Below are 21,694 nucleotides of genomic sequence, written 5' to 3' on the forward strand. Positions count from 1 at the left end.
CGGGACACTCCTCAGTCGTAATTCACAAAATAGATCGTCACAGCGATTGCCGTCATCGGCAGGATGTAAACAAGCCAGATCAGTTTCAGTTTCAGGCTTTTTCCGTAATCGCGCATCCCTGCTTCGATATAGGCATCCCGCGGCCCCTCCACACCCCCGGCATCATAGCGTTTTTCCAGTGCCTCGCGGCGGGTCGAGCGGAAATAGATGCGCAGCAACCAATAAAGCAATGTCAGCAGCACAAAGGCCAGCGCCCAGGCCCGCAGGATCGCAATCATCGCCGCCCCCTGACCGCGCCCCATGGGCCAACGGCCTGCACAAGATCATGCGCGGGCCTTGGCCCGTCGCGCAGTTCCGGTCTGTGGGTTTCGTCCATGGCAGGCTCCGGTCCGAACAGGGCCTCGCGCGCGCCCTGCCGGTCCACCATATACTCCCGCTCCAGAAAATCCGCGACATATTGGCGTTTGCGCTCTGACCAGCGGGCATAGCTGGCGTAAAACAGCTCTTTATGCGTGATATACATCTGCCGCACATCCAGCGGCGCCAGCTCTGCCAGCAGCATGTTCACCAGATCGCGGTCCTTGCCCGCCCGCGCCCGCAGCGTGTAAAAATACGCCGGATGTTCCGAGGTGATGCGCGGCCATTCGCCCGCCCCTTCCACCCAGCGCAGCAGGGCGGCAAGGCCCAGAAATTCCTCCGGCAGCCCTGCGCCCAGCCGGTGCGCAATCTTGCGCAGGTCGCTGCGCGTGGCCGAGCCGAGATCAAGGTTCAGCGCATCCGCCGCATCGACCAGAATGAAATCCATCTTCTGCCGCAGGATCGCCGCCACATCGGTGCCGCGCGCCTGCACGATGGGTTCCGCCAACTCGTTGCGCTCCAGCCAGTCGGCGATTTCGTTGCGGTCGCGCAGGTCCATCACCGGCGCAACCGGCACCGCCCCGAGGCTCTGTTTCGGCAGCGTGGCAATCACCCCCGGATAGCGCAACGCCCGAAAGATGTAGATGCCGCCAAAATGCGAGGTCCAGAAATTCGGCTGTTCGAACCCCATGGCGGGCAAGGCAATCGGCACCCGCGTCACATCGCCGGTCTTTTTGGCAAGTCCGATCATCTCGGCAATCAGCAGATCATCGCGCCAGGCGTCCGGCTCGCGCCGGAAGCGGTCGATCAGCCCGGCGAGTTTGGTGGCATCGCGCACATGCGCGCCGATCGTATCCGCCTCGACCGTGATCTTGCGGATGTCAAACAGCTTGGCCGGGGTCGAGACCTCATAGACGCTGTTCGCCAGTTCCCCTGCAACCGCATCGCGGGCGGTCAGCGCAAACAGCTGTGCCTCGTTGGCGGTGATGAACTGCTCCAGAATCCCGCGCGAGGTAGAGAATTTGATATGCAGCAGCGGCGCAGTTTTCTGCGCCGTGGTCAGCAGGATGAACTGCCGGTTGCAGCCATTCGGGTTGAGATACAGATCATCGCCCAGCTCATCCCCGACTTCCGGTGAATAACCGGAAATGTCGATGTGAAAATCACTGAGCGTGGTGGTCTTGCCCGTCAGATGTTGCAGCGCGCGGTTATAACGCTCCACCAGCGCGGGTGACGAGACCTCGATCAGATTGCCGAACATCAGGCCTTTGGTGATAAGGCGTTTCACCCGCGCCCCTCCACAAACCGCCGCTTGGCCGCTTCCATCCGGCCCATATCGCGCACCATGCCTGCAATCGCCACTTCGTCCGATTTATCGGCATAGCGGAATTCGGAATCCGCATAGCGGTTGATTTCCTGCACCACCATATCCACGGTGATCGGCGTCATCAGGCTGCGGATCATCGCCAGCTTGTCATCATAGGGTTTGAACAGGAACAGGTCGGGCTGGTCCATCCACTCATCCGGCAGTTCGAAATCCATCGCGCGCACCTTCACCGCATCGGTGATGTTCTTGATCGCGCGCCCGGTAAAGCGGTCGTCGGCCTGCTGGATCGCCTTGAGATAGGCGCCGAGCTTCGCAATCGTATCCAGCGGACCAAGGTCGCGGGCGGTCTGATCCCAGACCTTCACCAGCCCCTCTTCCTGCGGGCGGGCGTGGCTTTCAAAGCTGGCCGCAACTGCGCGCTTGATTTCCTGCGCGGCAAAAAGATCGTGGTCTCCCAGCGGGATGGTGTGGTTCTTGCCCAGCAGCAGCGACAGGATGTCGATGTAATCCTCGCGGCTTTGCGGGCCATCCACCAGAAAGCGCGCGCCCGCCCTCTGGCGCAGCGCATCATCCACATTTTCCGGGAAGTTGGAGAACATGCCGAAGGTGCAATTGCCGCGCACCACGGTATTCGCCCCGGCAAAGGCCTCCATGAACACCGCCGTCACCTCTTGCTGCCCGGCGCTGGACTGGCGGTCGCCGCGTTTGCCGGCGATCTGGTCGATGTCGTCAATCGTGCCAAAGGCAATCACCGCCGGGTCGATGATATTGGTGATGAAGGCCTTGGCGTTCTGCCCCGATTTGCCCTGATAACTGTCAATCTGATCAATCGAGAAGTTCTGATAGCGGAAGGGATAACCCGCAGTCTGGCAATAGCCATGCAGCAAACCCGCCATCATCTGGATCAGGGTGGTTTTGCCGGTGCCCGGCTTGCCATCGCCCATGAAGGTGAAGATGAAGCCGCCCAATTCGGCAAAGGGGTTCAGCTTCCGGTCAAAATCATAGGCCATCAGCATCTTGGCCAGCCGCATCGCCTGATATTTGGCGATGTGATTGCCGACCACCTCGGTCGGTTTCTTGAACTGCATGGTCAGGGTGCTGCCTTTGGCCGCGCGCGCCGGCGCAAAGCCCGACAGCGTCAGGCCATCCGCCTCGATCCGCCAGCTGGCCCCGGCATAGGGCGCTGTGGCGGGTGTGGTTTCGGCGCGGGCGGCGATGCGGATCATCAGCGCCTCGGCAAAGGCGGCGAGCGTGGCAATCAGGCGCGGCTCGTCGGTGGCATGGCGCGCGATGTCCTGATCCAGTTCCCACAGCGCCCCTTGCAGGGCGAGCGGGGCGTTGTCGGTCAGGATTTCGTCCACCGTGCCGATCTCCACACTCGTCTCGCCCAGATGTGGGGCCAGCAGAAATGCGGTGGCATTGCCAAAGGCATGTAGCACGATCAGCGCCTCGGCCGCCAGCAGATCGGAAAATTCGGCCCGGCGCGGTTCGGGCAAACGCGCTTCGAGATTGGCCTTTTTCAGCTCGGCCAGCGCGGTGGCCTGTGCAAAACTTTCGCCCATCGCCAGCGCAATCGCCAGCGCGCGGCGCAGCGCCCCCATGGCCTGCGCCTGAAGCGGCGTCACCAGCCCGTCGCCCAGAGCGCCGATCCGCTCCATCAGCCGCACCCCGCCGGGCCGGGCGGTGGAGCGGGTGACAAGGCCGGGCGTGGTGGAGCGGAAACGCGGCCGGGTGCCGATGCCGGGCGAGGCTTCGGCCTGTGGCGCGGCACTGGCGGTGCCAAGGCGGGGCGCATGATCAAAGCCGGTCAACAGGCCCAGCGCCGCCGCGTAATGGCTGCGGATCGCCTCTTCCTTCAGTTCCATCGTGTCGCGTGTGGTCATGGCTACCTCGCCGGAATCAGGCGCCCGCCCGCGCCTACAACAAATTTTCGCACCGAGGCAAAGCCGGGTGGGTCAAGTTCGGCCAGCGCCTGATAGGGGCGTTCGGGCAGAATGATCATCCGTTCGGTGCGGGTGGTGCCACTGTCGGCCCCGCCCACGGAGGCGAGTTGATAGATCTGCCGCTCCGCACTGGAAAACCAGCCGTCCTTGACCTGCTCCACCCGGTCGGACACCAGATCTTCCACTGTCCAGACCAAGGCCCAATCCTCGCCCGCCGGGGCCTTGGCATTGGCCAGCACCGCCGAGATCGGGCCGGATTGCAGCGTGTATTCATGCGAATACATCGGCCCCAGCGTGATGCGGCGCAGGCGTTTCGGGTGCAGATCGTCGAAATCGGTGTCAAACCCCTGCGCCACCGTCAGCAGTTTCAACCCGGCAAGGCTCTGCGCCATCAGATGCGCCTGCGCCTGTGGCCAGCGGTTCGCATCATTGGGCAAGGGACGTTTGCCGCTGTCCTCCAGCTCCAGCAGATAGACAATCGGCAGATTGGCCTGCGTGTCATAGACCGCCCAATGCACCAGATAACGACGGCGGGTGCCCGCATCCGCGATCCATTGCGCATCGGGATCGTTGCGCGCCCAGAACAGCCCGCCCGCCTGCAAGGCCTGATAATAGAGCCGCTGCGACAGCGCGAATTGCAATTTGCCCGGAATGGTCAGATCACCCACGATCTGCCGCACCATGCGGTCTTTCAGCTCGGTTTCCGAGGCCATGCCCGCCAGATGTTTGTCGGCCTGCTGCGCATCCACCGCCATCACCATCAGCTCTTGCGCGATGGGAAAGCCGCTTTCGTGCCGGTCAAAGGTCGGCTGTCCGGGCAAAGGCCCCTCCACCCGGCCGGTCATCAGGTATTTGTAGCTGAGCGCGCGAAACGTGGCCGACAGCCGGGTGACATAAGACCCCAGCACCCGCGCCTCCAGCCGCGACAGCCGCCCCTCGACCTCGAATTCCGCGGCAACCCGCGCCAGATGGCCGGTGATCCGGTCGAACTTGGCGAAATAGCGCCGCGCGATGAAGCTGTCCGACAGCGGCGCGTGGTCATTCACCAGCGCCTGCTTCACCCCATCCGCATTGTCCGGCCCGGCCACTTATGCCCCATACTGGTTCTTGTCGTGTTTCTCGACGATGGTGGCAAAGCGGCGGGCAAAGCGTTCATCGGCCTTGGCCTTGGCCTCCAGAATCTGGCGGGCAAAGACCATGTGGCCTTCGTGCGCCTCCAGCATATCGGCCATCTTGTCATTGGTTGCGGCCCCGATGGCGGCCATGGCGGCCTGCGCCTCCTGATCGGTTTTCACGCCGATTTCGTTGATCCGGTGCGCCACATCCTGCTGCTGCGCGGTTTTCAGGCTGGAGGTCAGCGCATCATACAGCACCACACGCTGCTTGGTGTCGGTTTGCAGCTTGTTGATCAGCACCATCTGGGTCGCCGCCTGATTTTGCAGACTGTCGACCCAGGTCTTGCCCTTTTCGATATACCGCTCCAGCGTCTGGCTTTTCGCCAGTTTGACCTGCTCATCCTGCACCAGCGCATTATAGCGCGTGTTCAAATTGGCCAGTTCGGTTTCAAGCTTGGTGCGGGCGGCGGCGTCCTGTTCCACCGCGATCTTGTTTTCCAACTCGATCACTTTCGGATCCAGCGCGATGATCTCGGCGCGCACGGATTCCAGCGCGGCAACCGTGGCCTCGCGTTCATCCAGCGTCGAGACCAGATTGGTTTCGACCTTGGTTTTCTGCGTGTTCAACAGATCAAGCTGGCTTTGCAGCAGCTTGACGATCACATCGGACTTGGCAATCAGATCCTGCAACTTGTCGTCGATCGAAGCGCCGCGCAGCCGTTCCTGCCGCATCGATTCCGATTTGGCCGAGGAAAAGAAGCCGATCACGCTTTCCATCGTGGTTTTTGACCGAAGCTCGTTGAAATCCTCGGTAAATCCCGCCGTCACATCATCCAGACCCATGATGAGTTCGGCGATATTCGCATTCATCAGATCGGTGTGTTTGTGCACATCTTCCAAAGTGGCATTTTCAATGTCGATGGCGGTTTCGCCTGCCGCGATCTTTTCGCGCGCCGTCTCGATCCGGTTGGTCACCGCCGAAATGCGCGCCTGCGCCTCGGCCACCTGTTTCTGGCTTTCGGCAATCTGGGTTTCAAAGTCGGACATTGCTTCCCCCGAAGTAAATTCTATTCACATATGTGCGCGGTATTGGCATCGTGCCAGTGCGCCAACCGAAAAAAAGCGCGCCTCTGCCGCGCCGGATGGGGCAAGCCTGCGACGGTCGCGCCGAAAATGCAATTTCATTCTGGGGGCGGTGACGTTAGGCTTGCGGCATGGACATCACCGCCCGTCTGACCGCCGAAATCCGCGCCCGCCGCGACAGCCTGATCGCGCTGACGCAAGACCTGATCCGCATCCCGACGCTGAACCCGCCGGGGCTGAACTACCGCGAGATCTGCGACTATCTGGCAGATCGCCTGTCGGCGCAGGGCTTTGTCGTGGCGCTGGTCCGGGCCGAAGGCGCGCCGGGCGACAGTGACGCTCATCCGCGCTGGAACATGGTGGCGCGGCGTGAGGGCACCGCCCCCGGCGACTGTGTGCATTTCAACAGCCACCATGATGTGGTCGAGGTCGGCCATGGCTGGACCCGCGCGCCGTTCGGTGGTGCGCTGGAGGATGGCCGCATCTATGGCCGTGGCGCCTGTGACATGAAGGGCGGGCTGGCCGCCTCGGTCATCGCGGCTGAGGCGTTTCTGGCCAGCTGCCCCGAATTTTCCGGTGCCATCGAGATCAGCGCCACGGCGGATGAAGAATCGGGCGGTTTTGGCGGCGTTGCCTATCTGGCGCAGCAGGGCTGGTTCGACCCCGACCGGGTGCAGCATGTCATTATCCCCGAACCGCTGCACAAGGACCGCATCTGCCTTGGCCATCGCGGCGTCTGGTGGGCCGAGGTGGAAACCAAGGGCCGCATTGCGCATGGGTCGATGCCCTTTCTGGGCGACAGCGCCATCCGCCACATGGGCGCGGTGCTGGCCGAAATCGAGGACAGGCTTTACCCGCATCTCGCCACCAAACGCACCGCCATGCCAGTGGTGCCCGAGGGCGCGCGGCAATCGACGCTGAACATCAATTCGATCCATGGCGGCGAGCCGGAGCCGGAACCGGGCTATACCGGCCTGCCCGCCCCCTGCGTGGCAGACCGCTGCCGGATCATTCTGGACCGGCGTTATCTGATCGAAGAGGATATTGCCGAGGTGAAGGCCGAAGTCACCGGCCTGCTCGACGGGCTGAAGGCCCAGCGCGCGGGCTTTGACTATGCCATTCGCGATCTGTTCGAGGTGCAGCCGACAATGACCGCACAGGATGCGCCGATTGTCCGCTCTACCGCTGCGGCCATCGAGCGGGTGCTGGGACAAGTGGCGGATTTTGTGGTCTCGCCCGGCACTTATGACCAGAAGCATATCGACCGGATCGGGCGGTTGAAGAACTGCATCGCCTATGGTCCTGGCCTGCTGCATCTGGCGCATCAGCCCGATGAATGGGTGGGGGTGCAGGATATGGAAGACAGCGCCCTGGTGATGGCGCTGGTCCTGGCCGATCTGTTGCCGCCGGTCGCTGCCCGCTAGGCGCGCCGCGGATCAGACCGGGATATTGTCGATCAGGCGCACGCCACCGATCCAGGCCGCCACCAGCAGCCTCGCCGGGGCGTCAAGCCGGGCCATCGGCTCCAGCAGCGCTGCGGACCGCAGGTCGAGATATTCGACCTCGGTGAAGCCCGCCGCGCGCAGATCGGCGCGGGCCGTCTCCAGCACCGTCGCCACATCGCCGCTGTCGCGGATCGCGGTCGCCGCGCGGGTCAGGATGCGGTGCAGCGCCGGGGCCTGCGCCCGCGACAGCGGATCCAGCCGCACATTGCGCGAGGACATGGCCAGCCCGTCCTGTTCGCGGATGGTATCGCAGCCGACTACCTCGATGGGGATGTTCAGATCCGCGACCATGCGCTTGACCACCTGCAATTGCTGCCAGTCCTTCTGGCCGAAATAGGCGCGGTCGGCCTGCGTCATGCCGAACAGCTTGGCCACAACCGTGGCCACGCCTTCAAAATGGCCGGGGCGCATGGTGCCCTCCAGCGGCTCGCTGATCCCGGCCACGGTGATGCTGGTGGCAAAGCTTTTGGGATAGACCTCATCCGGGGTGGGGGCAAAGATGATGTCCACGCCCTCGCGCGCCAGCAGGGCGGCATCGCTGTCCTCGGTACGCGGGTATTTGGTCAGATCATCCGGGTTGTTGAACTGCATCGGGTTCACAAAGATGGTGACGATCACCCGGTCGCAGCCCCGCTGGGCCGCGCGCACAAGGCTCATATGCCCTTCATGCAGCGCGCCCATGGTCGGCACGACACCCACCTGTTTGCCATCCGCCTTCCAGCCGCGCACCCGCGTGCGCAATTCGGCCACCGTCCTGAGGATCTGCATCAGCTTTTCGGCCCCTTCGTGGGCAAGACATCGGCAAAGGCATGTTCCGGTGCCGGGAAGGCGCGGCTGCGCACCTCGGCGGCATAGGCAGCAATCGCCTCATCCGCCGCGCGGCCCAGCTCGCCATAGCGTTTCACGAATTTCGGGCGGAATTCGGTGAACAGGCCCAGCATGTCATCCACCACAAGGATCTGGCCATCGCAGCGCAGCCCCGCGCCAATGCCGATCGTCGGGATCGACAGGCGCTGCGTGATGCGCGACGCAAGTCCTTCGGGCACCTTTTCCAGCACCACCGAAAACGCGCCTGCCGCCTGCACCGCTTCGGCATCGGCCATCACGCTGTCGGCCTCTCCATCGCGGCCCACCACCTTGTAGCCGCCGAGCGTGTTCACCGATTGCGGCGTCAGCCCGATATGCGCCATCACCGGCACACCGCGTTTGGTCAGGAAGGCAATCGTCTCGGCCATATGCGCGCCGCCCTCCAGCTTGACCGCCGGGGCGCCGCTTTCGGCCATCAGCCGGGCCGCATTGCGATAGGCCTGTGCCGGGCCTTCCTCGTAAGATCCGAACGGCATGTCGATCACCGGCATGGACTTCTGACAGCCCCGCACCACCGCGCGGCCATGCAGGATCATCATCTCCATCGTGACGCCCAGCGTCGAAGGCATGCCGTGCAGCACCATCCCGACGGAATCGCCGACAAGCGCGATGTCGCAATGGGCATCCACGATCCGGGCGACGGGTGTGGTATAGGCGGTCAGGCAAACGATGGGGGTGCCGCCCTTGCGCGCCAGAATATCGGCGGGCAATACGGACCGGACAGGGCTGGATGCGCTCATGTCGCTCTTGCTCTCCCTCAAGAGGAATGGTTGGCCCTGTATAACGGCGGCCACCTTGCCGCACCAGCGAAACTTGACCGCCGCGCCGCAGCGGAAAACCGGCGGCGAAACGGGCTTGACCGCGCGCGCCACGTTGCGGCGAATGGGGTAGCCACACGTTTACAACAGGATCAAAGCATGCGCCTTCTGCACCGTATCGACCGCAGCACCACCCCCGCCGAGGAGGCCCGCCCCGACCCCGCACTGGTGCTGGCGGGCGATCCTGTCCACACCACCTGGAACATGGAGGACCGGGACGGGCTCTATTGCGGCATATGGCAATCGACGCCCGGCAAGTGGAAGGTCAGCTACGCGGAATGGGAATATGTCCATATCCACGCAGGCGTCTCGATCCTGACCGATACGGCGGGGGTCGCCACCACGCTGAAGGCGGGTGACAGCTGGATCATCCGCCCCGGATTTGCGGGCACCTGGGAAGTGGTGGAAACCACGCTGAAGGACTACGTCATTCTGAACTGACGGATCACAGCCCCACCAATGCAAAACGGCCCCGGATCATCCGGGGCCGTTTTTGGATCTGACAACAGGCACGCGGCTCAGTTGCTGGCCTGAACACCCAGTTCGCGCTTGGCCGCTTCGGCCTCGGCTGCGATTTGCGCTTTCAGCTTTTCTTCATTGATGGCGCGTTTTGCGGCGATTTCATCGACGCGGGCGGCGTCATAGGGGATCAGCAGGCCCCATTCGTCTTCCATCATCTTGCCCTCCAGCCGCTCGGATTCCTCCTGCGTGCGGGCCTTGACCACCGTGCCAAGCCGGACCCGGTTATAGAGGTCGATCGCATCCTGATTGAACAGGCGGATACATCCGGCCGAGGTGGCCCGCCCGATGGAGCGGTTGTCGATGGTGCCATGGATGCGGAAATAGGTGTCGCGGCCACCGCGATAGAGATACAGCGCCCGTGCGCCCAGCGGGTTTTCCAGACCGCCCGGCAGACCGCCCGCATATTCGGCATAGAACTCCGGCATGGTGCGGATCATGTTCGCGGTCGGCGTCCAGGACGGCCATTCTTCCTTGCGGTTGATCACGGCGCTGCCCCGGAAGCCAAGACCCACACGCCCGACCGCGATGGAATAGCGCATCGCGCGACCGCCATCGAGAATGTAGTAAAGCTTGCGGGCAAAGGGATCGACCACAATGGTGCCCGGCCCTTCGCTGCCGTTATAGGCAACTTCCTCGCGCGGAGGCGAGCCGACGAACTGCCGCTCCTGAACGGCAGGGATCAGAAACCCGCCATCCTCGACGGCTTCATATCCCGGCACCGTGTTCGGTGCCTTTTGTTCCGGTGGTGCCGCCGCGCAGGCGGCGAGCGTCACGAATGACAGAAGGGCAAAAAGGCGGGAGAACATGGGGGGCACGTTGGACTCGGGGCTCGGGGTGAATTCCCTGACAAAAGCGCCAGCCAGGCCCGGCAGGTCAACCCCTTCCTCGTGGTCCGGAAAACAAATCCCCCGGCCATGGCAGCCGGGGGACACATTTCAGGCCATATCGGCCGGGATTGCAGCAGGATCAGCGCATCGCGCCAATCTGCCAGAACAGCGTCTCGCCCGAGCTGTCATCGGTGCCATCATTGTCGGTCACAACCCAGCCGGTGCCCGCCGCGTCGATGGCAAAGCCTTCGACCTTTTCGGCGGTATAGCCGTTCAGCACGCCCAGATCGGGGATCAGGTCGCGCACCACCTCTTTCGTGACCACCGGCAGCGGACCGCCAAGGGCTGCGGGTTTCAGATCGGCCAGCGCCACGCGGGTCAGCGATTTCACCTGTGCCGCAGCGCCGGTGCCATTGTCGCGTTCGATCAGATAGGCCCAATCCCCATCAATGGTGATTTCCGACAGGCCCATCCAGCGGCCTTCGCCTGCGGGATCCAGCGGGTAATGCACGGCACCCCAGCTTTCCTCTTCGGTGTCATAGGCCAGAAGCTTGGTCATGCCCTTGGGATCATCTTTCCATTCGCGCTGCATGGCAATCCACAGGGTCTTGCCCTGCACGGCGATGCCTTCGGCCCCGAAGCGGATCTCATGCGCCAGCAGTTCGGCGGGCAGCGCGATTTCTTGATCAATCGCCCCCTCGGCATCCACATGATAGATGCCATGCGGGATCAGCCGGTCGCTGCGCCCTTCGGAGGCCAGCCAGAACCCGCCTTCGCCATCGCTGGCAATGCCTTCCAGATCCAGCTTCTGCGCCGGATTGCCATCGCGCGTGACCGGCAGGGCTGCGGTGATCCGCGCCGGGGTCTGCGTGGCGTCCAGCGTGTAGATCATCGGGGCCGCGCCATAAACGCTGTCCGACACGGCATAAAGCTTGCCCGCCTGCGCCGGATCGGCAGCCAGACCCGACAGCGCGCCCCAGCCCAACAGCTCTGCCGTGCCTTCGGAAGTGATCATCGGATAGGCCGCCGTGCCTTCGGCCAGTTCATACAGCATGACATGCGCCCGCACGCCGCCATCCTCGATCAGGTCCACCTCATTGGCGCTGGCCAGCAGGTTGCGCTGCGGAATCGCCACCATGCCTTCGGGGCTGACGCCCGAGGGCAGAAGCTGTTTCAGAACCGGATTGGCCGCATCCGTCATGTCATAGACACCGATCAGCGAGGCGCGTTCCGACGCGACAAAGGCCATCGGCACGCCGCCAAAGGTGGCAAGCTCCACCGTTTCCAGCTCTGCACCCTTCTTGTTGCGCTTGTCCGGGTAGTGACCGGCGGCCGCAATCGCGTGCTCAAGGCTGGCCCCGCTTTCATAGGCAACCGCGCCGTCACGCTTGAACACGGTCCAGCTGCGCGAGCCGCCTTCCCAATCGCCTTCATTGGCGGTGACGATGTGATCGGCATCCAGCCACTTCACCCCGTCAGGCTCCCGCAGCACACCATCTTTTTTGCCGGTAAAGCGCAGGGCGCCATCCTTTTTGGTGTCGATCCCGTCCAGATCCACGCTGCCCGCGCTGAAGTGGCTGGTCACGCTGCCATCGGCCCCGATGATGACGATGTGGTTGTTTTCCTGAAGCGTCACGACGATTTCGCCCGCCGCGTTCACATCCACATATTCCGGCTCGGGGTCATCCGCGCCGATGGCGGCAAGGCCGGTCAGCTCGATCTTTTGCAGTCCCGCACAGTCGATGGCCCCATCCTTGACCGGCAGTTTTACCACAAACCCGGCAGGCATCTGCGGGATTGCACCGTCATTCACCTCTTCATCGCGCTCATTCTCGATGGCGATGGCGACAAAGCTGCCGTCTTTGGCGCGGGCCACCGAATCCGGCTGCCCCCCCAGATCACATTCGGCGGTCACGGCTTTGCTGGCCAGATCGACGGTGACGAGCTTGCCCGACGGATTGGTAAAGCTTTCCGAGGTATCGACGCCGACAAACACCTTGCCGCCGATTTCCTGTGCGGTGGTCGGCTCGCCGCCCATGGCAATATTGCCCAGGGGCTTCGGGGCCTTCGGATCGGTGATGTCGATCAGGCCAATCCCCCCCAGCGGGCTGTCGGTATAGATCAGCGTCATGCCATCTTCGGTGGCAGTGATGATCTCGGCGCTGGTCGGGCGCATCTGATCTTCGCCCGAGGCCATGTTCAGCGGCGTGGCAAAGCTGGACACACGGTTGAACACCGGCTCGGACAGGGCGGGGCTGGCTGCCACAAGGGCAAGCGCGGAAGTGAAGGTCAGAAAACGCATCGGGCATCCTCAAGCTATGATGGCGGAGGCATGACCGCTGCGGGTAACGTGCGGATAACACGCGGATTACCGTTTTGTGACGGCAGGGCCGCCCCTGCTCGCAGCCTTGTGTTCGGACGCCGCGTCGACACCTGCGGCGGGATTTGTTAGCAGGCCAGCATGGCTTTGTTGCGGTCTGTCTTCCTTGCGCTGCTGGTGCTTGCGGTTCTGCCGTGGGGTGCCTATGCGGCTGCGCGGATGCAGGCAGTGCGCGGTGAAAGCAGCCAGCCATCCACGCCACCCGCGACAGGAATGGCGGCGCAGACGGCAGGCGCGCCGCCCGCCGATGCCGCACTGACCCTGCACCGATGTGGCACCTTCCTGCTGACGGGATCGTCCTGCGCGCCCGAGCTTGTCGCGCTGCCCGTCACCCTGCCGCCGCCGCCGCTGTCGGAACAGCACACCGGCTGGACGCTCGACGGTGGCTGGCGCACCGGGGTCATTCCGCCCGTCAAGAAAAAGCCGCCGCGCCTGATGTGAAGCCGGTCGCTGCCGCCGTGGGTGCAGCTTTCCCGTTTTGCATCAGAAGGACCGAGACATGATCTCTCGCCGCATGTTCGTTGCTGCGGGCGCCTCCGCCGCCCTGTCGGCCTGCGCCGCCCTGACGCCGCCCGCCCCGCCCCCGCCGGAAAAGCCGGTCTACCCGCCGCTGCCCGCCCATTACGGTGCCATCACCGACGAGCCCTATCCGGTGCCCGCCGTGCCCGAAGGCATCGTGCCGCCGCATCTGTGGCGACAGCAGGTGGCCAATCCTTACCCGGATCAGCCGGTCGGCACGATCATCGTCGATCCTTCGGCGGGGCAGCTGCATCTTGTCGAAAGCGCCGAGACGGCGATGCGTTACGGGGCCGGCACCGGCGCGGATGCCTATTCCTGGAGCGGCGATGCGAGACTGCAATTCTGGCGCGAATGGCCGGTGTGGAAGGCCCCGGATTCGATGATCGCGCGCCGCCCGGAATTTGCCCCCTATTCGGTGGCCAATGGCGGTATGCCACCGGGGCCGGGCAATCCGCTGGGCGCGCGGGCATTTTATCTGTTCCAGAACGGGAAAGACACGCTGTATCGCATCCACGGCGCCTGCGAGCCGAAATATCTGGGCAAGGCGGTGTCGTCCGGCTGTATCCGGTTGCTGGATCAGGACGTGATCGACCTGCACCGCCGCGCCCGCCACGGCGCAAGGGTGCGGGTGCTGCCTGCGGTGGCCCCCGCCGCGATTCTTGGGCTTTATTGACCCGGAGGCACACCTTGCGCGGGCAGGCTGTCTGCCCGCGCAAGGTGCCACATCTCAGGCCACCACGTTGAAATCCGGGCCATAGGGATATTTGGTGATATCCTCGGCCCCGTCTTCGGTGATGAACAGGATGTCATGTTCACGGTAGCCCCCGGCCCCCGGCTGGCCTTCGGGGATGGTCAGCATCGGCTCCATGCTGATCACCATGCCCGGTTCCAGCACCGTGTCGATATCCTCGCGCAGCTCCAGCCCGGCTTCGCGCCCGTAGTAATGCGACAGAATGCCAAAGCTGTGGCCATAGCCGAAGGTGCGGTATTGCAGCAGCTGGCGTTCCTCGAAGAAGGCGTTGATCTTGGCCGTCACCTCCGAACACACCGCACCCGGCACCAGCAGGCTCATGCCATATTCATGCGCGGCGATATTCGCCTCCCAGATCCGCAGGCTGGCGGCATCCACAGCCCCCATGAACATCGTGCGTTCCAGCGCCGTGTAATAGCCCGAGATCATCGGGAAGGTGTTCAGGCTGAGAATGTCGCCGTGCTGCAAGGCGCGCGATGTCACCGGATTGTGGGCCCCGTCGGTATTGATGCCCGACTGGAACCAGACCCAGCTGTCGCGATATTCCGCATCGGGAAAGCGCTTGGCAATCTCCAGCTCCATCGCGTCGCGGCCTGCCATGGCCACGTCGATCTCGCGCGCGCCGATCCGCACCGCCTCGCGGATGGCAAAGCCGCCCACATCGGCCACACCCGCACCATGGCGGATCAGATCCAGCTCGGCCTGCGATTTGCGCATCCGCTGCTGCATGGTGGCGGGGGCAATATCGAACCCCTTGGTCGGGCGCAGAAACGCCGTCAGCTTTTCGGATTGCAGCATGGTCAGGTGATCCGCCTCGCAGCCGATCACCTTGCCGGTGCCCGTCACCGACAGGATCGCGCGCCAGTAATTGTCGCGCTGCCAGTCGGTATAGGTGATCGCATCGCCGTGGCAGCGCCGCCAGGGCTGCGCCGCGTCAATGCCCGCACTGATCGTGACGCTTTCGCCCGGTGTCACCACAAGCGCATAGGGCCGCCCGAAGGAACAATACAGAAAGCCCGAGTAATAGGCGATATTGTGCATCGAAGTGAAAACGCAGGCCTCCACCCCGTTATCCTGCATGATCTGGCGCAGCCCGGCCAGACGAGTCTCATATTCAGATGCCGCAAAGGGCAGCACCCGGTCACCTTGGTGAAAGCGATAGAATTGTGGACGTTCCGTCATAACAGACCTCATCGCAGGGGTCTGGCCTGATCGCGCCACAAGACCCCGAAAGGTCCCGGCGTACAGGACTTGGGCAGGGTTTACGGCCCTGCGAGCGGAAAGGCCTGAAAGCCCCTGCGGCGACGCCATCGCCACGACTCTGCCACAACATTGCAGAAAATGACGCAGCGTTCAACTGCCGCAAAATAAATGCCCGCAATTCAATATTTACCCATCCGCCACAAAATTGCCCCAATCAGAACACCTCAGGGCAACATTCGTCAGTGACCCTCTCCTTTGGGTTGAGCCGCATTGGTTGAACAAAACACCGAAAGACAAGGAGGCATCATGCCTGACTTTGCCGTTCAGGGACGAGTTTACAACGGGTCACTGCTTGCAGCGAATCTGCTGTCGCAACAACAAACGCTGGTGCTGTCTGACTTCGGTACAACGACATCCAGCACGCTTACTGACGAGAATGACAAGATCACCGTCGGCGAGACTGTGACGCTGGACGGAGTCGAGTTCACCATGATCGGCACCGGCACCGCCCAGCCGGGAATCAACGTCCTTGGCGTGACGGTGCCGACCGGCACGCCGGTCGATCTGATCGTGATGCAATCCTCGGTCACGGGCGACTTTCACTTCATCTTTCCCGATGGTCTGCCCAATGCCTTGGGCATGATCGCGCTTGTGGTGGATGTCGATGCGGTCGGTTATGATTTTGGAACCGATGCGCCGCTGTGTTTTGCGGCGGGCACGCTGATTCAGACGATGAGGGGTCTGGTGCCGGTCGAGGCGCTGCGCCCCGGAACGGCCCTGAAAAGCGCTGATGGCACGCCTTTGATCGTGCGCGCGGTTCTGGAAACAACTGCGCCGGAAGGCCCGGCGGTGCGCCACCTGCCGGTGCGGATCGAAGCGAACACCTTTGGCCCCGGCATGCCGAAGCGGACCCTGCGGGTCAGCCAGCAACACCGCCTGCCGATCAGCGGCGGCCTGCTGGAAACCTGCTTTGCCATGACCGCCGCCCTTGCCCCTGCCGTCGCATTCATCAACTTTGACGGTGTTCGGCTGGACATCGGCGGCGTGGCCCCCCGGTTCCATCACCTGCTCTGTGACCGCCATGGCCTTGTGTTTGCCGAAGGTCTGGCGGCGGAAACGCTGCTGGCCTCGGCAGAGGATGCCCCGGTCGCGCTGAAGGACGAAACGGCCCTGCCCTGCCTGCCGGTGCTGACCGTGCGCGAAACCCGCATGTTGCTGCGGGCGGCGGGCGCACCGCGCAGCGGATCGCTGCGGATCGGCTGCGGATCGGCGCTTGCCGAAACGGATCTGCGTATGTTCGCCTGATGCACCACCGAACCGCAGCGGTTGCCTTGCATGACGCGGAACGATCCCCATCTAACCGGGTGAGGTTCCGCTTTATGCCCTGAAGGAGACTGCCGATGCGCTGCCCCGTGGACAATGAAACCCTGGTGATGACTGATCGCAATGGGGTCGAGATCGACTATTGCCCCAAATGCCGGGGCGTCTGGCTGGATCGCGGCGAATTGGACAAGATCATCGAACGTGGTGCTGCGGTCCCCGCTCCGCAAGCCGCAGCCCCCCGCCCGCTCTATCAACCCGAACCGCCGCGCGGCGAGGCTTTCGCCCCGCCCCCGCATCGGGATCAGGGCTATCGCGAACCTTCGCGCGACGGCTATCGCGGCTCGGATGACGACTATCGCGGCCACAGGAAAAAGAAGCGTGAAGGCTTCTTGTCCGATCTGTTCGATTTCTGATCTCCGAACAGGGCCTTGCCCCCGGCACGGCCTTGGCGCAGCCTTGACGCGCGGCAGAACACGGATCTGCCGCGCGGAACAGGGATGGCACAGATGAAACCCGGGGTGCGCAATCTGATCACCGATGTGGCGGGGCTGCGGGTCGGCCATGCACAGGATGCCACGCTGCGCAGTGGCGCAACCGTTCTGCTGGCCGATACGCCCTTTGTGGCGGCGGTCAATGTCATGGGCGGCGCGCCCGGCACGCGCGAGACGGATCTTCTGGCCCCCGACCGGCTGGTGCAGCAAGTGGATGCTCTTGTGCTGTCAGGCGGATCGGCCTTCGGGCTCGATGCCGCGTCGGGCGTGGCGGACGGCCTGCGCCGCATGGGCCGGGGCTTTGCCGTGGGCACGCAGCGGGTACCGATCGTGCCGGGGGCCATCCTGTTCGATCTGCTGAATGGCGGCAACAAGGATTGGGACGAGAACCCCTATAAACAACTCGGACGCCGCGCCCTTGCCGAAGCGGGAACGGATTTCCTGCTGGGCACCATCGGCGCAGGGTATGGCGCGGCCACCGGCAGATGGAAAGGCGGGCTCGGCTCGGCCTCTTGTGTGCTGGACAGCGGTATCACCGTGGGCGCGCTGGTGGCCGTGAACGCGCTTGGCAGCGTGACCATCGGCGATGGTCCACAGTTCTGGGCCGCCCCCTGGGAGCTGGATGGCGAGTTTGGCGGGCTGGGCCTGCCGACGCATTTCCCTGCCGAGACCGATCCGCTGCCGATGAAACGCATGGGCGAGGCCACTACCATCGCCATCGTCGCCACCGATGCCGCCCTGACGCAGGCCGAGGCGCAGCGCATCGCCACAGCCGCGCAGGATGGCATGGCGCGGGCCATCGTGCCCGCGCACACGCTGCTGGACGGCGATCTGGTCTTTGCCGCCGCCACCGGCAGCTGGCACATGGCTGATCCGCTGCGCGATCTGTTCCAGATCGGCCACGCCGCCGCCTGCTGTCTGGCGCGGGCGATTGCGCGCGGGGTTCATGCCGCCCGACCCATGCCGGGCGACCTGCAACCCTGCTGGCAAAGCCACCCTTTCGCGCCGCGCTGATCCGCCCTCATCGGGCCATGGCAGGCTCGCGCGCCTCTGCGTAAAAGGCGCGGTGGCGGGTTTCGGCCAGAGCAGCCGCCCGGTCGAACAGCCCCGGATTGACCGCGATGCGCTGCCGCCGCCCCGAGGCCAGCAGATCAAAGTCACGCCACGCCGCCTGTCGGGTAAAGGCGGGAGTGGCGATGAAGCGCCGGCACGCCTCGACGATCTGCGTGATCTGGATCCGCTCTTCCGGGGTGATCGGCTGTTCCCGCATCGGATCAACCCCGGCAGGCGACGGCGACACCCGCGCCATGCCGTCGGGTACGCAATCCGCAAGACCGGCATGCAGGCTCTGGCTGATCAGGAACAATTGCCGGATGCGCAGCCGCGCCATGCCCGACCGCTCGATCTTGGCCAGTTCGGGCAGATAACCTGCCCCCATCGCATGCACCGCCCCTGCCATATAACGCGCATGGGCGCGCAACACCGGATAGGGCGTATCGACCTGTTCGACATGGATGAAGTAATCCTGCGGCGTCAGTTCCGGCAGCAGCGGAATCGCCCCCAACCGGCGCGAGCCGATCACCGCGACCCGCGCATGGATCTCGGGCCAATTGCTGCGCAGATGGGCCAGCAGCCGGTGCAGCAGCGCCTGTTCGGTCACAAACTCGGACCGGAAATACAGGTAGAACCGGGCGACCTGCCGCGCGGCCACCGCAGGGGCGCCCAGCAGTTCGAACCCGAAGGGAGAGACGACATCCAGCGGCGGCAAAGACCGGAATGCCGCCTGCGTGATGTCATGCCAATGGAAGGGAGAAAGGGTCATGGTGATGCCTCCTGAAAGTTTGCACATTCAAGTGGCACATCAGAGATGATGAATAATCTCTTAACCTGATGCGGAAAACTGCGGATACGCGGAAAAGTGCCGCCCGGAGCCGGTTACCAGCGGTTCAGCGCCGCCTCATCCTCGGCTTTGGCGGCGACCCAGACCGCCCCGTCATGGCCGATTTCCTTCTTCCAGAACGGCGCGCGGGATTTGAGGTAATCCATCAGGAACTCTGCCGCGGCGAAGGCATCGGCGCGATGCCGGGCCGCCGTCGCCACCATCATGATCGGCTCGTTCGGGCCAAGCCGCCCATGGCGATGGATCACCAGCGCATCGGCAAGCTGCCATCTGGCGCAGGCCTCGTCGATGATTGCGGCAATGGCGCGTTCGGTCATGCCGGGATAATGCTCGATCTCCATCGCGGCCAGTTGGCCGCCATTGTCGCGCACCAGCCCGGTAAAGGTGACCACCGCCCCTGCCCCGTCGACCCCGGCAATGAACGCCTCGGTTTCGCGCCCGATGTTGAAGGCCGCCTCTTGCACCAGCAGCAGCATGTCAGCCCCCGGTCATCGGCGGAAAGAAGGCCACTTCGCGCACGCCGGCCAAGGGGGCGTCAAAGCTCGACAGCTCCTGATCCAGCGCCACCCGCAGCGCCGGAAGGTCGGCAAAGGCATAGGCATAGCGCTCTTCCCGCGCCGACAGTTCGGTGATCAGATCGGCCACGGTTGCCGCCGATGTCTCCACCTTTTCCCGGGGCAGACCGATGCGTTCCCGCACCCATGCGAAATACATCACCTCGACGATCATCGCTTTTCATCCCGCAGATAGGGCAAGGCCTTGCGGAAATAATCCCAGCCGGTGACGAATGTCAGCAGAGCCGCGATCCAGATCAGCACCAACCCGACATTCGTGGCATAGGCGGCGCAATCGCGCCCGCCACAGGTGCGGATCGGATCGGCAAGCCCCTGCGACACCGCTTCGGCATATTGCTCGGGCGTCAGCCCGCGCAGGGCGATGCCTTCCAGATATTCCAGCCCAGTGCCCAGAAACAGCACGGCAATCGCCACCATCTGCGCCGTGGTTTTCCACTTGGCCAGTCTGGTGACTTTCAGCAAGCCCGCCTTGGCCCCCAGAAATTCGCGCAGACCCGACACGCAGACTTCGCGGAACAGGATCAGCGTGGCGGGCAGGATCAGCCAGGGATTCATACCGGAATAGCCGGTGATTACCATGATGGCGATGACCACCATCGCCTTGTCGGCAATCGGATCCAGCATCGTTCCGAACTTCGATTCCTGCTTCCAGAGCCGGGCCAGATAGCCATCGAACCAATCGGTGACCGCCGCGCCGATGAACAGCGTCAGGGCGAACCAATCGGCCCAGGGCCGCTGGAAATACAGGAACATCACTGCCACGCCAGGCGCGGCGAGCAGGCGCAGCACAGTGAGGATATTGGGTATGTTCCACGTCATATCGAAGTCGTAGCGGAAGGGGCGCGCGGGGGGAAGGGGGCCGCTGATTTTATCCGCAGCGCAGGCTTTACAGCCGTGCAGCGGAACGTTAGGTCAGCCGCTTTGCGACGAAAGGGAACGCCATGCAGGCCTGCGGGATCGACTTTGGAACCTCGAACTCCACCGTGGGCGTGGCATCCGTCAGCGGCGCAGACCTGCTGGCACTGGAGGGCGATGCCGTCACCCTGCCCTCGGCGGTGTTCTGGCACGAGGATGGCGTGGCAGAGTTCGGGCGCGCGGCGATTGCCGCCTATGTCAACCGCGAGGATGGCCGCCTGATGCGCGGGCTGAAAAGCACGCTCGGGTCGTCGCTGATCACCGAACGCACCCGGGTCGGCAACAAGGCCCTCAGCTTCCGCGAGGTTCTGGCGCGCTATATCGGCCATCTGCGCGCGCGTCTGGTGGCCAGCGCTGGGGATGTGCCCGCCGTGGTGATGGGGCGTCCGGTGCATTTCGTCGAGGATGATGCCGACGGCGATGCCCGCGCCGAGGCGGTGCTGGGCGAGATTGCCCGCGAGGTCGGCTTCCGCGAGGTGGCCTTTCAATACGAACCGATTGCGGCAGCGCTGCATTACGAATCCAGCGTGGCCACCGAAGAGCTGGTGCTGATCGTCGACATCGGCGGCGGCACCTCGGATGTGTCGCTGGTGCGGGTGGGGCCGAACCTGCGCGCCAAGGCCGACCGCGCGGCGGATATTCTTGGCAATGACGGGATCCGGGTCGGCGGCACCGATTTTGACCGGCTGCTGAGCCTGGCCGAGGTGATGCCGCATCTGGGCTTTGGCACACCGACCGGCGGCGGGCGCGGAATCATGCCGCGCCATTATTACCTGGACCTGGCCACCTGGCATCGCATCAACTTTCTTTACACGCAGCGGGTCGCCGCCGATCTGAAGGCCTTGCGGCACACGGCGGACCGGCCCGAATTGCTGGATCGCCTGATCCGCGTGGTGTCGGACCGTCAGGGTCATGCGCTGGCAATGGAGGTAGAGGCCGCGAAAATCGCCCTGTCCGAGGCTGAGGCGGTGCGCCTGATGCTGGCGCGGCTGACCGGCGGGCCGAACCCGATGGCCAGCCGGGCCGGGTTTGAAACCGCCGTCGCGGCACCGCTGGCGCGCATCGCAGATCTGCTGCGCGCCGTGCTGGCACAGGGCGGCGTGGCCCCCGATCAGGTCGGCACCGTGTTCCTGACCGGCGGCTCCAGCCAGTTGCCCATTCTGCACGCGGTGGTGCAGCAGGTGCTGCCGGGCGTGCGTCTGGCGACCGGCGACATGCTGGGCAGCGTCGGCACCGGCCTTGCGCTGGACGCGGCGCGCAAATTCGCCTGACG

General features: G+C 64.0%; 22 protein-coding genes. 8 read left to right on the plus strand and 14 right to left on the minus strand.

What is annotated here, in order from left to right; genetic code table 11:
* Window positions 1-11: 11 nt before the first annotated feature.
* Genes KM031_RS06650 through KM031_RS06670 form a run of 5 tightly spaced genes read right to left on the minus strand, consistent with a single transcriptional unit; the run spans window position 12 to window position 5,789 of the window.
* The gene (locus KM031_RS06650; protein ID WP_215503742.1) at window positions 12-278 is read right to left on the minus strand and encodes a hypothetical protein; all 267 of its coding nucleotides are present in this window, start codon (window positions 276-278) and stop codon (window positions 12-14) included.
* Entirely contained in the window at window positions 275-1,645 is a 1,371-nt protein-coding gene (locus tag KM031_RS06655; RefSeq protein WP_215503743.1) for a DUF6638 family protein, read from the minus strand. Before KM031_RS06655 ends, KM031_RS06650 begins: the two co-directional genes overlap by 4 nt.
* The gene (locus KM031_RS06660) at window positions 1,642-3,567 is read right to left on the minus strand and encodes an AAA family ATPase (RefSeq protein ID WP_215503744.1); all 1,926 of its coding nucleotides are present in this window, start codon (window positions 3,565-3,567) and stop codon (window positions 1,642-1,644) included. Before KM031_RS06660 ends, KM031_RS06655 begins: the two co-directional genes overlap by 4 nt.
* Window positions 3,568-3,569: 2 nt before the next feature.
* Complete coding sequence (locus KM031_RS06665; RefSeq protein ID WP_260692121.1) at window positions 3,570-4,715, minus strand: hypothetical protein; 1,146 nt, start codon at window positions 4,713-4,715, stop codon at window positions 3,570-3,572.
* On the minus strand, window positions 4,716-5,789 hold the full coding sequence (locus tag KM031_RS06670; RefSeq protein WP_215503745.1) for a coiled-coil domain-containing protein: 1,074 nt from the start codon (window positions 5,787-5,789) through the stop codon (window positions 4,716-4,718). It lies immediately after the preceding gene.
* 167 nt (window positions 5,790-5,956) lie between these two features.
* Between KM031_RS06670 and KM031_RS06675 the strand changes: the two genes are divergently transcribed.
* On the plus strand, window positions 5,957-7,249 hold the full coding sequence (locus KM031_RS06675; protein WP_215503746.1) for an acetylornithine deacetylase/succinyl-diaminopimelate desuccinylase family protein: 1,293 nt from the start codon (window positions 5,957-5,959) through the stop codon (window positions 7,247-7,249).
* Between the two features lie 12 nt (window positions 7,250-7,261).
* Here KM031_RS06675 and panC read toward each other — a convergent pair whose 3' ends face one another.
* Both panC and panB read right to left on the minus strand, forming a co-directional pair.
* Window positions 7,262-8,101, minus strand: a complete 840-nt coding sequence (panC, locus tag KM031_RS06680) for a pantoate--beta-alanine ligase (RefSeq protein WP_215503971.1) — start codon at window positions 8,099-8,101, stop codon at window positions 7,262-7,264.
* On the minus strand, window positions 8,098-8,937 hold the full coding sequence (gene panB / locus KM031_RS06685) for a 3-methyl-2-oxobutanoate hydroxymethyltransferase (RefSeq protein ID WP_215503747.1): 840 nt from the start codon (window positions 8,935-8,937) through the stop codon (window positions 8,098-8,100). The genes panC and panB overlap by 4 nt, the downstream gene beginning before the upstream one ends.
* 177 nt (window positions 8,938-9,114) lie before the next feature.
* Here panB and KM031_RS06690 point away from each other — a divergent pair, with 177 nt between their 5' ends.
* Window positions 9,115-9,456, plus strand: a complete 342-nt coding sequence (locus KM031_RS06690) for a cupin domain-containing protein (protein ID WP_215503748.1) — start codon at window positions 9,115-9,117, stop codon at window positions 9,454-9,456.
* A gap of 77 nt (window positions 9,457-9,533) precedes the next feature.
* On the opposite strand, the gene KM031_RS06695 is transcribed toward KM031_RS06690, so the two are convergent.
* Both KM031_RS06695 and KM031_RS06700 read right to left on the minus strand, forming a co-directional pair.
* Complete coding sequence (locus tag KM031_RS06695; RefSeq protein WP_215503749.1) at window positions 9,534-10,343, minus strand: L,D-transpeptidase; 810 nt, start codon at window positions 10,341-10,343, stop codon at window positions 9,534-9,536.
* Window positions 10,344-10,503: 160 nt separating this feature from the next.
* The gene (locus KM031_RS06700) at window positions 10,504-12,666 is read right to left on the minus strand and encodes an esterase-like activity of phytase family protein (protein ID WP_215503750.1); all 2,163 of its coding nucleotides are present in this window, start codon (window positions 12,664-12,666) and stop codon (window positions 10,504-10,506) included.
* 159 nt (window positions 12,667-12,825) lie between these two features.
* Between KM031_RS06700 and KM031_RS06705 the strand changes: the two genes are divergently transcribed.
* Both KM031_RS06705 and KM031_RS06710 read left to right on the plus strand, forming a co-directional pair.
* Window positions 12,826-13,185: a hypothetical protein gene (locus KM031_RS06705; RefSeq protein ID WP_215503751.1), complete on the plus strand. Its 360-nt coding sequence runs from the start codon at window positions 12,826-12,828 to the stop codon at window positions 13,183-13,185.
* Window positions 13,186-13,243: 58 nt separating this feature from the next.
* Window positions 13,244-13,936 carry a L,D-transpeptidase gene (locus tag KM031_RS06710; RefSeq protein ID WP_215503752.1) on the plus strand — a complete coding sequence of 231 codons (693 nt, stop codon included), beginning with the start codon at window positions 13,244-13,246 and terminating at the stop codon, window positions 13,934-13,936.
* 54 nt (window positions 13,937-13,990) lie between these two features.
* Here KM031_RS06710 and KM031_RS06715 read toward each other — a convergent pair whose 3' ends face one another.
* Entirely contained in the window at window positions 13,991-15,196 is a 1,206-nt protein-coding gene (locus KM031_RS06715) for an aminopeptidase P family protein (RefSeq protein WP_215503753.1), read from the minus strand.
* 327 nt (window positions 15,197-15,523) lie between these two features.
* Here KM031_RS06715 and KM031_RS06720 point away from each other — a divergent pair, with 327 nt between their 5' ends.
* The 3 genes from KM031_RS06720 (at window position 15,524) to KM031_RS06730 (ending at window position 18,045) form a co-directional block, all read left to right on the plus strand.
* Window positions 15,524-16,522 carry a Hint domain-containing protein gene (locus KM031_RS06720; RefSeq protein ID WP_215503754.1) on the plus strand — a complete coding sequence of 333 codons (999 nt, stop codon included), beginning with the start codon at window positions 15,524-15,526 and terminating at the stop codon, window positions 16,520-16,522.
* Window positions 16,523-16,617: 95 nt separating this feature from the next.
* Window positions 16,618-16,953, plus strand: coding sequence for a TFIIB-type zinc ribbon-containing protein (locus tag KM031_RS06725; protein WP_215503755.1), 336 nt, complete (start codon window positions 16,618-16,620; stop codon window positions 16,951-16,953).
* Window positions 16,954-17,046: 93 nt separating this feature from the next.
* Window positions 17,047-18,045 carry a P1 family peptidase gene (locus KM031_RS06730; RefSeq protein WP_215503756.1) on the plus strand — a complete coding sequence of 333 codons (999 nt, stop codon included), beginning with the start codon at window positions 17,047-17,049 and terminating at the stop codon, window positions 18,043-18,045.
* Between the two features lie 7 nt (window positions 18,046-18,052).
* On the opposite strand, the gene KM031_RS06735 is transcribed toward KM031_RS06730, so the two are convergent.
* From KM031_RS06735 to pgsA, 4 genes are all read right to left on the minus strand, one after another.
* Window positions 18,053-18,853 carry a hypothetical protein gene (locus KM031_RS06735; protein WP_215503757.1) on the minus strand — a complete coding sequence of 267 codons (801 nt, stop codon included), beginning with the start codon at window positions 18,851-18,853 and terminating at the stop codon, window positions 18,053-18,055.
* Between the two features lie 113 nt (window positions 18,854-18,966).
* Window positions 18,967-19,407, minus strand: a complete 441-nt coding sequence (locus KM031_RS06740; RefSeq protein WP_215503758.1) for a molybdenum cofactor biosynthesis protein MoaE — start codon at window positions 19,405-19,407, stop codon at window positions 18,967-18,969.
* Between the two features lies 1 nt (window position 19,408).
* Complete coding sequence (gene moaD / locus KM031_RS06745) at window positions 19,409-19,660, minus strand: molybdopterin converting factor subunit 1 (protein WP_215503759.1); 252 nt, start codon at window positions 19,658-19,660, stop codon at window positions 19,409-19,411.
* Window positions 19,657-20,325 (minus strand): CDP-diacylglycerol--glycerol-3-phosphate 3-phosphatidyltransferase, encoded by a 669-nt coding sequence (gene pgsA / locus KM031_RS06750; RefSeq protein ID WP_215503760.1) that lies wholly within the window; start codon window positions 20,323-20,325, stop codon window positions 19,657-19,659. The genes moaD and pgsA overlap by 4 nt, the downstream gene beginning before the upstream one ends.
* A 122-nt stretch (window positions 20,326-20,447) precedes the next feature.
* Between pgsA and KM031_RS06755 the strand changes: the two genes are divergently transcribed.
* The gene (locus KM031_RS06755) at window positions 20,448-21,692 is read left to right on the plus strand and encodes an Hsp70 family protein (RefSeq protein WP_215503761.1); all 1,245 of its coding nucleotides are present in this window, start codon (window positions 20,448-20,450) and stop codon (window positions 21,690-21,692) included.
* Window positions 21,693-21,694: the final 2 nt, after the last annotated feature.

Source organism: Gemmobacter fulvus (assembly GCF_018798885.1).
GTDB classification, from domain to species: Bacteria; Pseudomonadota; Alphaproteobacteria; order Rhodobacterales; family Rhodobacteraceae; genus Gemmobacter; species Gemmobacter fulvus.

Coding starts and splice junctions, on each gene's coding strand:
- KM031_RS06650 (WP_215503742.1), bottom strand. CDS start 278: ATGATTGCGATCCTGCGGGCCTGGGCGCTGGCCTTTGTGCTGCTGACA.
- KM031_RS06660 (WP_215503744.1), bottom strand. CDS start 3,567: ATGACCACACGCGACACGATGGAACTGAAGGAAGAGGCGATCCGCAGC.
- KM031_RS06670 (WP_215503745.1), bottom strand. CDS start 5,789: ATGTCCGACTTTGAAACCCAGATTGCCGAAAGCCAGAAACAGGTGGCC.
- KM031_RS06675 (WP_215503746.1), top strand. CDS start 5,957: ATGGACATCACCGCCCGTCTGACCGCCGAAATCCGCGCCCGCCGCGAC.
- panB (WP_215503747.1), bottom strand. CDS start 8,937: ATGAGCGCATCCAGCCCTGTCCGGTCCGTATTGCCCGCCGATATTCTG.
- KM031_RS06690 (WP_215503748.1), top strand. CDS start 9,115: ATGCGCCTTCTGCACCGTATCGACCGCAGCACCACCCCCGCCGAGGAG.
- KM031_RS06695 (WP_215503749.1), bottom strand. CDS start 10,343: ATGTTCTCCCGCCTTTTTGCCCTTCTGTCATTCGTGACGCTCGCCGCC.
- KM031_RS06700 (WP_215503750.1), bottom strand. CDS start 12,666: ATGCGTTTTCTGACCTTCACTTCCGCGCTTGCCCTTGTGGCAGCCAGC.
- KM031_RS06705 (WP_215503751.1), top strand. CDS start 12,826: ATGGCTTTGTTGCGGTCTGTCTTCCTTGCGCTGCTGGTGCTTGCGGTT.
- KM031_RS06710 (WP_215503752.1), top strand. CDS start 13,244: ATGATCTCTCGCCGCATGTTCGTTGCTGCGGGCGCCTCCGCCGCCCTG.
- KM031_RS06715 (WP_215503753.1), bottom strand. CDS start 15,196: ATGACGGAACGTCCACAATTCTATCGCTTTCACCAAGGTGACCGGGTG.
- KM031_RS06720 (WP_215503754.1), top strand. CDS start 15,524: ATGCCTGACTTTGCCGTTCAGGGACGAGTTTACAACGGGTCACTGCTT.
- KM031_RS06725 (WP_215503755.1), top strand. CDS start 16,618: ATGCGCTGCCCCGTGGACAATGAAACCCTGGTGATGACTGATCGCAAT.
- KM031_RS06730 (WP_215503756.1), top strand. CDS start 17,047: ATGAAACCCGGGGTGCGCAATCTGATCACCGATGTGGCGGGGCTGCGG.
- KM031_RS06735 (WP_215503757.1), bottom strand. CDS start 18,853: ATGACCCTTTCTCCCTTCCATTGGCATGACATCACGCAGGCGGCATTC.
- KM031_RS06740 (WP_215503758.1), bottom strand. CDS start 19,407: ATGCTGCTGCTGGTGCAAGAGGCGGCCTTCAACATCGGGCGCGAAACC.
- moaD (WP_215503759.1), bottom strand. CDS start 19,660: ATGATCGTCGAGGTGATGTATTTCGCATGGGTGCGGGAACGCATCGGT.
- pgsA (WP_215503760.1), bottom strand. CDS start 20,325: ATGACGTGGAACATACCCAATATCCTCACTGTGCTGCGCCTGCTCGCC.
- KM031_RS06755 (WP_215503761.1), top strand. CDS start 20,448: ATGCAGGCCTGCGGGATCGACTTTGGAACCTCGAACTCCACCGTGGGC.